At 67.4% G+C, this 10,428-nt stretch carries 7 protein-coding genes; all 7 read right to left on the reverse strand.

Translation table 11 applies throughout. The annotated features are described in order from the left end of the window. Positions 1-45: 45 nt before the first annotated feature. On the reverse strand, positions 46-879 hold the full coding sequence (locus GIW57_RS06515; protein ID WP_236509516.1) for a TrmH family RNA methyltransferase: 834 nt from the start codon (positions 877-879) through the stop codon (positions 46-48). Next, positions 872-2,389 (reverse strand): alanine/glycine:cation symporter family protein, encoded by a 1,518-nt coding sequence (locus GIW57_RS06520; RefSeq protein WP_089236620.1) that lies wholly within the window; start codon positions 2,387-2,389, stop codon positions 872-874. The genes GIW57_RS06515 and GIW57_RS06520 overlap by 8 nt, the downstream gene beginning before the upstream one ends. A 180-nt stretch (positions 2,390-2,569) precedes the next feature. Then, positions 2,570-3,109 (reverse strand): GNAT family protein, encoded by a 540-nt coding sequence (locus tag GIW57_RS06525; RefSeq protein WP_180165763.1) that lies wholly within the window; start codon positions 3,107-3,109, stop codon positions 2,570-2,572. After that, on the reverse strand, positions 3,102-6,227 hold the full coding sequence (locus GIW57_RS06530) for an efflux RND transporter permease subunit (protein WP_236509518.1): 3,126 nt from the start codon (positions 6,225-6,227) through the stop codon (positions 3,102-3,104). Before GIW57_RS06530 ends, GIW57_RS06525 begins: the two co-directional genes overlap by 8 nt. After that, positions 6,224-7,330, reverse strand: a complete 1,107-nt coding sequence (locus GIW57_RS06535; RefSeq protein WP_236509519.1) for an efflux RND transporter periplasmic adaptor subunit — start codon at positions 7,328-7,330, stop codon at positions 6,224-6,226. Before GIW57_RS06535 ends, GIW57_RS06530 begins: the two co-directional genes overlap by 4 nt. 291 nt (positions 7,331-7,621) lie before the next feature. Then, on the reverse strand, positions 7,622-9,685 hold the full coding sequence (locus GIW57_RS06540) for a TonB-dependent copper receptor (protein WP_236509521.1): 2,064 nt from the start codon (positions 9,683-9,685) through the stop codon (positions 7,622-7,624). Positions 9,686-9,757: 72 nt separating this feature from the next. Next, positions 9,758-10,186 (reverse strand): DUF2946 family protein, encoded by a 429-nt coding sequence (locus GIW57_RS06545; protein ID WP_329605744.1) that lies wholly within the window; start codon positions 10,184-10,186, stop codon positions 9,758-9,760. Between the last annotated feature and the right edge of the window lie 242 nt (positions 10,187-10,428).

Genomic DNA, 10,428 nt, shown 5'->3' on the forward strand with positions numbered 1-10,428 from the left:
TCAGAGCCCTCGCCGTGGGCGAGGGCTCTGACCCCGGTCAGGGGCTCAGCCGCGCTGGCTGGCCCACTGCGCCAGCAGCACGGCCGTGGCCGAGGCCACGTTCAGGCTTTCCACCGCGCCGCTGCCGGGAATGGAGACCTGCAGATCACACTGGCTGGCCAGGCCGCGATCCATGCCCTCACTTTCCGCGCCCATCACGTAGACCAGGCGGGCCGGCAACGATGCGCGGAACACGTCATCGCCACCCTCGACCAGGGTCGCGGCAAGGCCGAAACCGGCCGTGCGCAGCTGCGCCATCGCTTCTGCGTCATCAGGCAGCTGCACCAGCGGCACCGACTCTGCACCGCCCTCGGCCACGCGTGCGGCCGCGCCGGACAGTGCCAGCGTGCTGCTGGCAGGCAGCAGCAGCGCCTTGGCACCGAAGTGCGCGGCCGAGCGCAGGATCGCACCGAAGTTGTGCGGATTGCCGACGCCATCCAGCCACAGTGCCAGCGCCGGGCCCTCGTCCAGTTCGGCCAGCCACTGCGCCAGCGGCAGCACCGGCGCACGCAGCACGTCGGCCACCAGGCCTTCGTGATGGGTGGTGGCGGCAAGCTTGTTGAGGTCGCCCTCCTCCACCACGCGATAGCCCACGCGGTTGGCCACGCACCACTTCAGCACCGGCTGCATGCGCGGAATCAGCGACTCCACCAGGTACAGCTTGCGCAGCGCCTGCGGACGCTTGGCGAACAGGGCCTGCACCGCGTTCCAGCCATACAGGCGCAGTTCGTCGTTGCCACGCCCCGGTGGCGGCGGGGTGCCGCCCTCACGCGGTGGCAGCGGGGTGGCCCGCGGCGGTCGCGACGACGGGCGGCGGGCATTCTTCCAGGGATCATTCACTACGGGACAACTCCAGCTTGCGTTGACGCCAGAAATCGGCGTTCTTGATGCCCAGGGCATCGGGGTCGAAGATCGGATCCAGGCCGAGCTTCTTCTGTCGTTCGTAATCGCGCAGGGCCAGCATGGCCGGCTTCTGCACGATGAGGATGGCGATGATGTTCAGCCAGGCCATCAGGCCTACGCCGATGTCGCCCAGCGCCCAGGCCAGGGTGGCGTTGTGGAAGGCACCGAACACCACCATGCCGATGATGCCCAGGCGCAGCAGCAGCACGGTGAACGGCCGCTTCCTGTTGTGGTTGACGTAGGTCAGGTTGGTTTCGGCCATGTAGTAATAGGCCATGATCGTGGTGAAGGCGAAGAAGAAGATCGCCACCGACACGAACGCCGAACCCCAGCCCGGCAGCACCGCTTCCACACCCGCCTGCGCGTAGCCCGCACCTTCTGGAATGCCGGCCAGGCCCTGGAAGATCGGCTCGGCACCCGCGACCGGCGAATACACGTTGTAGGTGCCGCTGGCCAGGATCAGGAAGGCGGTGGCGGTGCACACCATCATGGTGTCGAAGTAGATGGCGAAGGCCTGCACGTAACCCTGCTTGGCCGGGTGCGAGACCTCCGAAGCCGCCGCAGCGTGCGGACCCGAACCCTGACCGGCCTCGTTGGCGTAGATGCCGCGCTTGATGCCCCACTCCACTGCCAGGCCCATCATCGCGCCGAACGCGGCGTGGGTACCGAAGGCGCTCTTGAAGATGATGCCGAACATTTCCGGCACGCGGTCGTAGTTGATGATCATGATGACGATGGCCATCAGGATGAAGCCGGCCGCCATGAACGGCACCACCACTTCGGCGAAGTTGGCGATGCGCTTGACGCCACCGAAGATCACCACGCCCAACAGCAGGGCGACGACGATGCCGATGCCCAGCTTCAGCGCCTGCACCGATTCCATGCCGAAGGACTGACCATCGAGCGGACCGCACAGCGCGGTGCCACGGCAGGCATTGATGATGCTGTCGGCGATCGCGTTGGCCTGCACTCCGGGCATCAGGAAGCCGGCGGCGATGATCGTGGCGATGGCGAAAGCCATGGCATACCACTTCAGGCCCATCGCCTTTTCGATGTAGTAGGCCGGGCCACCGCGGTAGCGGCCTTCGGCATCCTTGGTCTTGTAGATCTGCGCCAGGGTGCATTCCACGTACGAGGTGGATGCACCGAGGAAGCCCATCACCCACATCCAGAAGATCGCGCCGGGACCGCCGAAGGCGATGGCGGTGGCCACGCCGGCGATGTTGCCGATGCCCATGCGGCCGGCCATCGACATGGCCAGGGCCTGGAACGAGGACACGCCGGCGTCGGATTTCTCACCGGACACGGTGAGGCGGCACATCTCGACGAAACCACGGATCTGCATGAAGCGGGTGCGCAGGCTGAAGAACAGGCCGGCGGCCAGGCACATGAAGATCAGCGCCTTGCTCCAGATGATGCTGTTGATGAAATGTACGGTAGCTTCCACGCGCGCTCTCTCCAGTCGGCGGGTTGTGAGGACGTCCCGTCGGCTGGAAGGGACCGGTCGATTCTCCCTGATCGACGGTCGCTGCGATAGCGCTGTTTTGTAGAGCCGAGCCCATGCTCGGCTGCCGTCAGGGGCCCAAGCCGAGCATGGGCTCGGCTCTACAGTGGCCAGCCCGCGTGCTCAGGGCAGCTGGGTGCGCACCCGGGCGAAGCGGCGCAGGTCATGCAGGACGCCGCGCTTGTAGACGGCGCAGCGCTCCACGCCCTCTTCCTGGAAACCGTTCTTTTCCAGTACCCGGGCCGAGCCCAGGTTGAAGTCGACCACCGTGGCCTGCAGCCTGAACAGGCCAAGCTCGTCCATCACCCAGGGCGCGAACAGACCGACCACACCGGTCATCAGGCCCCGCCCCCAATGGGCCTGGCCGAGCCAGTAACCCAGTTCAGCGGTATGCCCGCGCTCGGCCACACCCTGTTGGGCGCCCACGCTGCCGCAGGCCTGGCCGTCGATCTCGATGGCCAGGTTCAGCGTGCCGGGGGCCAGCACGCGTCCGCCCAGGAAGGCTTCGCCATCCTCACGGGTGTACGGATACGGGAAGCGGTCACGCAGTCCACGCGAGACGTCCGCGTCGTTGGCGTGGCGCAGCAGGGACTCCAGGTCATCGCTGCGCCAGGGCCGCAGGAGGAAGCCTTCGCCCTGCAGAATGCGCGCCGGCTCAGGCATGACCACCGACCGACGGCGAGTCGGCCTCCTGCTTCTCCAGCTCGCGCTTCACCGCCTCTGGCGAGCGGGTATACGGGGCCAGCCGCGCGTAGAACGCCGGCACCACGAACAGCGACAGGAAGGTGGACAGGGTGACGCCGAAGATGATCACGATGCCGATGGTGCCACGGCTGGCCGAACCCGGGCCACCGGCCACCACCAGCGGAATCGCGCCGACCACGGTGGCGATCGAGGTCATCAGGATGGGACGCAGGCGCACCATCGCCGATTCGATGATCGCTTCGCGCACGGTTCGCCCGTCATCGCGCAGCTGGTTGGCGAATTCGACGATCAGGATGCCGTTCTTGGCCGCCAGGCCCACCAGCATGACGATGCCGATCTGGCTGAACAGGTTCACCGTACCCCCGCTCAGCCACAGGCCGACCAGCGCACCGAGCACACCCAGCGGCACGGTCAGCATGATCGTCAGCGGGTGGATGAAGCTCTCGAACTGTGCGGCCAGCACCAGGTACACCACCAGCAGGGCCATGGCGAAGGTCAGCAGCACCGCGCCACCCGCGCTCTGGTACTCGCGCGATTCGCCCTTCCAGTTCACCTGCGCGTACTGCGGCAGCTCTTCGCGGGTGACCTGCTGCGCCCAGGCGATGGCCTCGCCCAGCGGATAGCCCGGTGCGAGACCGGCGCTGATGGTGATCGAGCGCAGCCGGTTGAAGCGGTTCAAGGTACCCGCTTCGGCCACTTCGCTCAGCGTGACCAGGTTGGACAACGGCACCAGTTCGCCGGAGGTCGCACGCACGCGGATCGCGGCGAGGTCGGCCGGGCTGGCGCGGCCATCACGGCCGGCCTGGACCAGCACGTCGTACTCCTCGCCGTTGTCGACGAAGGTGGTGACGCGGCGCGAGCCCATCATCGTTTCCAGCGCCGAACCGATCGCGGTGACCGGCACGCCGAGGTCGGCCGCACGCTGGCGGTCGATGTTCACCCGCATCTGCGGACGGGTTTCCTTGTAGTCCGAGTCCGGGCCGACCAGACCGGGGTTGTCGGCCATGCGCAGCAGGATGCGGTCGCGCCACTGCGCGATCTCAGCGTATTCCGGTCCGCCGAGCACGATCTGGAACGGCTGCCCACCACTGCGCACCAGGCCACCACCGACCTGGGTACGCACGCGCACACCACGGATGGTGTCCAGTTCCTTCTGCAGTTCGTTGGCTACTTCCGGCGTGCCTTCGCTGCGCTGGCGCCACGGCTGCAGGAACACGCTGACGCGGCCGGTGTGCATTTCCTCGCTTGCGCCGAAGCCGCCGGGCACGCGCGGGTTGGCGCGCACGATCGGCTTGTCCGCGCCCACATGCGGTGCCAGCAGCGCTTCCACCTGCTGCACCTGCTGCACGGTGTAGTCGTAGCCGGCGCCCTCCGGGCCATCGATCATGATCTGGAACGAACCTCGGTCTTCGGCCGGAGCCAGTTCCGAAGGCAGCACTTTGATCAGCAGCCAGCTGGCCGCCAGCGCTGCGACCATCACCAGCAGATAGATCCACGTGCGATCGACATGATGATCGAGCACGCGACCGTAAGCGCCGGCCAGGCGTTCCAGATTGCGGTTGATGAAACCGTGCAGCCCGCGCGGTGCCTGCCCGGTATGCGGCTTGAGCAGCTTGGAAGCCATCATCGGGGTCAGCGTCAGCGCAACGAACGCTGACAGCGCGACCGCTGCGGCCAGGGCCACCGCCAGTTCGCGGAACAGGCGCCCGGTATTGCCTTCCAGGAAACCGACCGGCAGGAACACCGCCACCAGCACGGCGGTGGTGGCGATCACCGCGAACGCCACCTGTGCGCTACCGCGCTTGGACGCCACCAGCGGCGGCTCGCCCAGGTCGATGCGGCGCTGCACGTTTTCCACCACCACGATCGCGTCATCCACCACCAGGCCGATGCACAGCACCAGCGCGAGCAGGGTCAACAGGTTGATCGAGAAGTCGAACGCATACAGCGCGATGAACGCCGCCACCAGGCACACCGGCACCGTCACCGCCGGAATCAACGCCGCGCGGAAACTGCCGAGGAACAGCCAGATCACCGCCAGCACCAGGATCATCGCCTCCACCAGCGTCGCGTACACGCGGTCGACGGCGGCCTCGATGAAGGTGGTGTTGTCGAAGGCAACGAAAATCTGCGTGCCCTTGGGCAGGGTCAGCGCAACACGTTCGGCCTCGGCGCGCGCGGTGCGCGCCACGTCCAGCGAGTTGGCGGTGGAGGTCTTGACGATGCCCAGGCCGATGCCGGGCTCGCCGTTGCTGCGGTAGTAGGCGCGACGCTCGGCCGAGGCCAGCTCGATCTTCGCCACATCGCCCATGCGCACCACGTAGCCGTCACTGCCCTTGCCCAGCGGGATGGTCGCGAAGTCTTCCGGCTTGATGTAGTTGCGCTCCACGCGCAGGGTGAAATCACGGTCGGTGGATTCGATGCGGCCCGCCGGCAGTTCCACGTTTTCGTTGCGCAGCGCGGTTTCGATGTCGCCGGTGGTCAGCCCGCGTGCGGCCAGCTGGTCGCGGTCCAGCCAGATGCGCATCGCGTAGCGCTGGCGGCCACCGATGCGGACCTGGGCCACGCCATCGAGGCTGGAAAAGCGATCGACCACGTAGCGGTCGGCGTAGTCGCTCAGTTCCAGCGTGTCCATGGTCGAGGACACCATGTTGAACCAGATGATCGGATCGGCATCGCTCTCGACCTTGGCGATCTCCGGTGGCCGCGCCTCTTCGGGCATGCGGTCGGCCACGCGGCTGACCGCATCGCGCACGTCGTTGGCCGCCGCTTCGATGTCACGGTTGGAGGTGAACTCGATGCTGACCTGCGAGCGGCCGTTGGTGCTGCGTGCGTTGATCGTATCGATGCCTTCGATGCCGGCCAGGGCGTCTTCCAGCACCTGGGTGATCCGGCTCTCGATCACCGCTGCGGAAGCACCGGTGTAGTCCACCGAGACCGAGACGATCGGCGGGTCGATGGCCGGCAGTTCGCGCAGGGTCAAGCGGGTGAAGGACATCACGCCCAGCACCAGCAACAACAGGCTCATCACCACGGCAAACACCGGCCGCTGGATGGAGATGTCAGACAGCTTCATCCGCCGTGACCCTCGGCAGCGACCGGTGCTTCAACCGTCGCCGGCTGCGCGCCACTGGCGGGCGCGGCGTCGGTGGCCGCCACCTTCAGGCCTGCACGCAGCTTGCCGGTGCCGTCCACCACGATGCGCTGGCCCGCCTGCAGGCCCTGCTTGATCTCGACCACGCCGGCGCGGCGTGCACCGGTGACCACGTCCACGCGTTCGACGGTGTCATCGGCCTTGATGCGGTACATGAAGCTGTCGCGACCGACCTGCACCACGGCGATTTCCGGCACCACCAGTGCGGGTCGATCGGGATGGAACAGGCGCACGTCGAGCAGCATGCCCGGACGCAGTGCGTGGTCACTGTTGGCGAAGTCGGCACGTACGGTCACCGCACGGGTGGCCGGATCAATGCGTGCATCGATGGTGCTGACCTCGCCTTCGAAGGTGCGGCCCGGCCAAGCCACGCTGGTGGCCTGCACCTTGTCGCCGGTGGTCAGCGCGGCCAGTTCCACTTCCGGCACCTGGAAATCGATGTGCATGCGCTCGACGTCGTCGAGGGTGGCGATCACCGTGGTCGGTGTCAGCAGCGTGCCCGGGCTGATCTGGCGGATGCCGAGGACGCCGGCGAACGGTGCGCGCACACGGCGGTCGCCGATGTCCGACTGCATCTGCGCCACGCGTGCTTCGGCGGCGTCGCGGATCGACTTCTGCGTATCCAGGGTCGCGCTGGACACCAACCGCTGTGCCGCCAGTTCGCGCTGGCGCTTGTACAACTGGTCGGCTTCGCGGAAGGTCGCCTGCGCCTGCACCAATGCGGCTTCCTGGGCCTGACCGCGCAGGGTCACCAGCGGCGCGCCAGCGGCGACCTGCTGGCCACTTTCGAAATGCACGCGCTCGACGATCTCGCTCACCTTGGCGGTCACGCTGATCGACTCGCGCGCCTTGGCCGTACCCAGCGCCTGCAGCGTGTCGCTCCACTGCATCGCCTGCACGACCTGCGCGGTGACCGGCACGGCTTCGCCCTGCCGACGCGCGGCGGCCTCCTGTTTGCCTGCGCACCCGGCCAGCACGGCCAGGCTGAGGCCAAGGGCCAGGGTCGAAGCGATACGAGCCAACATGAACAATCCTGAGCGATCCACGGCCGCCGAGTGTAGGCAAGCCCCTGCAAAAGCGGTATGTGCCAAGCGTTTACCGGTGTGGAACAGGTACTGCGATAGCGCTGTGCGCCCATTCCATGCAAGGGTCCGCAGCACGGTGTCGGTGTATGTCGGGATGTATCCCGGCGCGCCATGAGCGGCGACGCCGTCGTAGAGTCGGGAGGCCCGGCCGAGGGCGCCGGGCGGGGTCGGAACCTGGCGGGGATCCGACCCCGTTTCTTTTACCTCGGCGATCCGGTCTGGCCTGCGGCCTCAATACCGGTAGTTCACCTTCATCCACAGGCTGCGGCCGGGCTCGTTGATGCGCACCGGATCGGCCGGGAAGCCGAAATCGGCGCTACCGGCCAGATTCAGATGCTCGCTGTAGGCACGGTCGAACAGGTTGTCGACGCCGGCGCTGAGCTGCAGCTGCGAACTGAAGCGATAGGCCGCATTGAGCGCCAGCGTGGCAAAGCCGCTGCTCGGCCCGAGGTCCTGCGCCACTACGTTGCCCTGCCCGTCCGCGACCCGATGCTGATGGGTGACCGCGCGCACCAGCGCGCCGGCACTCCAGCGCTGGCCTTCCCAGTCCGCACTCAGGCGCGCTTCCAGCGGCGGCATCTGCGGCAACGGGCGATGCTGGTCGCGGTTCTCGCCCCAGGCATAGGCCAGGGTGCCACCCAGCTTCCACTGCGCGTCCAGCTGCAGCTGCACACCGGCCTCGGCACCGGCGATGCGTGCCTGCACGTTGTCGGCCTGGCTCATGCCCATCATGCCGCTGCCGCGATAGGTGAACAGGATGTAGTCCTGGATCTGCCCCGCATAGGCGGAGACCCAGGCCTGCACCCGCGGGCCCTTGTATTGCAGGCCAACATCGAGCTGGGTAGTGCGTTCGGGCTGGATGCCAGCGAACGCGTTCACCGCACCTGCCGGCCCATGATCGGGCGAGAACAGTTCCCAGTAGTCAGGCATGCGCTGGCTGTGGCCAAGGCCGGCATACCAGGTCAGGCCGTCGGCGAGATCCTGTTCGTAGCGCAGGAACCCACTGCCCAGCCATTCCCTGCGGCGCTTGCCGGCGGTGGGATTGGGCATGGCCATCATCATGCCGCCGATGTCGGCGCGCTCATCGCGCACGCTGGCACGATCGACGCGCAGGCCGCCGATCCAGCGCTGATCAGTGTCGGCGCCGAGGGTCAGTTCAGTGAATGCACCGTAGCGGCGGAAGTTGGCGTCGGTGTTCCAGTCCGCCTGTCTGTAGGTGCCGCGCCCCATGCCCATCCGGCCGCGGTGACGGCTGTCCTCGCCATCCATGCCGGCCACCAGCTGCACGTCCTGCCAGCGCCATTCGGAGCTGATGCGTCCACCCTGCGTGCGGCGATCCACGTTCGACGCCATCGGCATCGGCATCATGCTGTGCGGGTTCGGCTCGCGCAGCGTGTAGTTGTCCATCACGTGGTCGGCTTCGTTGTAGTACACGTTGGCCTGCAGCGTGTCCCACGCCCCGGGCAGGTTGCGCTTCTCGAAGCGCGCGGCGTAGCTGGTGCGCTCGAACGCGGCACCGTCCATGCCGCGTCCGGCGTAGCGCGCGATCGCATCGCCGGCACCGGCGGACACTTCAAGCAGGGTATCGGCGTCAGGCGTCCAGCCAACGGCTACGTCGCCATTCCACTTGCGCCATTTCGATGGAACCACATCGCCGTTGCCGTCCTTGTAGTCGTCGGCTTCGGAGCGGTTGCCGCTGGCACGCACATAGCCCGTCGGATTGCCCAGGGTAAGGTCCAACACCTGGTCGTTGCGGTTGCGCGAACCGACCAGCGTGCTGGCATCGGCACGCAGCCCCGGCTCGTCGAAACGCGGGGTATCACGCTCAAAACGCACGGTGCCCGCAGACGCACCCGCACCCCAGCGCACGCTCTGCGGGCCCTTGATGATCGTCAGCCGGTCAAAGCTCTCCGGCGAGATGTAGGACAACGGGTTGTCCATGCGCGAGGGACACGCACCAATCAGATTGCCATCGTTGCTGAGGATGTTCAGCCGCGAACCGAACATGCCACGCAGCACCGGATCGCCGTTGGTGCCGCCATTGCGGATGGCGGAAAAGCCGGGAACGGTCTTCAGGTAATCGGCGCCATCGCTGGCCGGCACCGGCTGCCGCGGCAGGCGCGGATCGGTCACCCAGTGCAAGGGCGAGGACGGTGCAGCGGCGGTGACCACCAGCGTATCCAGCGTCCGCGCTTCTTCAGCGGGCGCGGCATGGGCGAAGGGCGCGGCCAAGGCAACGCCAAGGGCAAACGGCAGGCGCGCGCGGGCGCCCGCGCCGGGGAAAGTCATTTTCATGGGAACAGCTCCAAGGTACGCACGCGCGCACGACACCCTTGCAGGCATCGTGCGACGGATTCGATAGGGAAATCAGCGGACGGTGGAGATCGGCGGCGGGCCACGCGCGGCGTGTGCCGGCCAATGCAGCAGCGGCAGTCGCAGCTGTGACCACGGGAACACCAGCTTCGGCCGCCACAGCAGGGGCAGCAGCAGCACCAGCACTGCCAGCCACGGCAGCAGGCGCATGGCCAGCACGCAGTACTCGCAGGCCTCGCCATGCATGGCGTGCGGATCGGCAGGCGGGCTGGGCACAGCCGGCTCTGCATCGTGGTGCGCGTGACCGGCCATGGCCATGTCGTGCATGTCGTGGCCCATGGCCGTGTGGTCCATGCCTGCCATGCCCGCATGATCCATCGGCTGCGCCTGCAGCGCGCGGCTGACCAGCGGCGCGAGCACCATCAGCAGCGTCGCGATGAAGGCGAGCTGGAGCAGGGTTCGATGCAGGCGGAAGGCACGGATCACCGCGCTAGTGTAGAGGTGCCCCCCGGGGGCGCCGTGCGACGAACCGTCGCAGGAGGGGGGTATCGGCAGGGCTGCGCCCTGCACCTGCTACCGGCCGGAGCAACAGCAACAGCAACAGCGTGCATTCCGTGGGATGGCGGGGTGGGTCCGGTTGCGGGGGACGCCGTAAACCCGTCCCTGGGGGCTTGGCCGCGGCATCCATGCCGCGGACACCCCCGCAACCGGACCCACCCCGCCTT

The sequence above is a fragment of the Stenotrophomonas sp. PA-6-5C genome (assembly GCF_021605635.1).
GTDB classification, from domain to species: domain Bacteria; phylum Pseudomonadota; class Gammaproteobacteria; order Xanthomonadales; family Xanthomonadaceae; genus Stenotrophomonas; species Stenotrophomonas lactitubi.

Coding starts and splice junctions, on each gene's coding strand:
- GIW57_RS06525 (WP_180165763.1), bottom strand. CDS start 3,109: ATGCCTGAGCCGGCGCGCATTCTGCAGGGCGAAGGCTTCCTCCTGCGG.
- GIW57_RS06530 (WP_236509518.1), bottom strand. CDS start 6,227: ATGAAGCTGTCTGACATCTCCATCCAGCGGCCGGTGTTTGCCGTGGTG.
- GIW57_RS06535 (WP_236509519.1), bottom strand. CDS start 7,330: ATGTTGGCTCGTATCGCTTCGACCCTGGCCCTTGGCCTCAGCCTGGCC.
- GIW57_RS06540 (WP_236509521.1), bottom strand. CDS start 9,685: ATGAAAATGACTTTCCCCGGCGCGGGCGCCCGCGCGCGCCTGCCGTTT.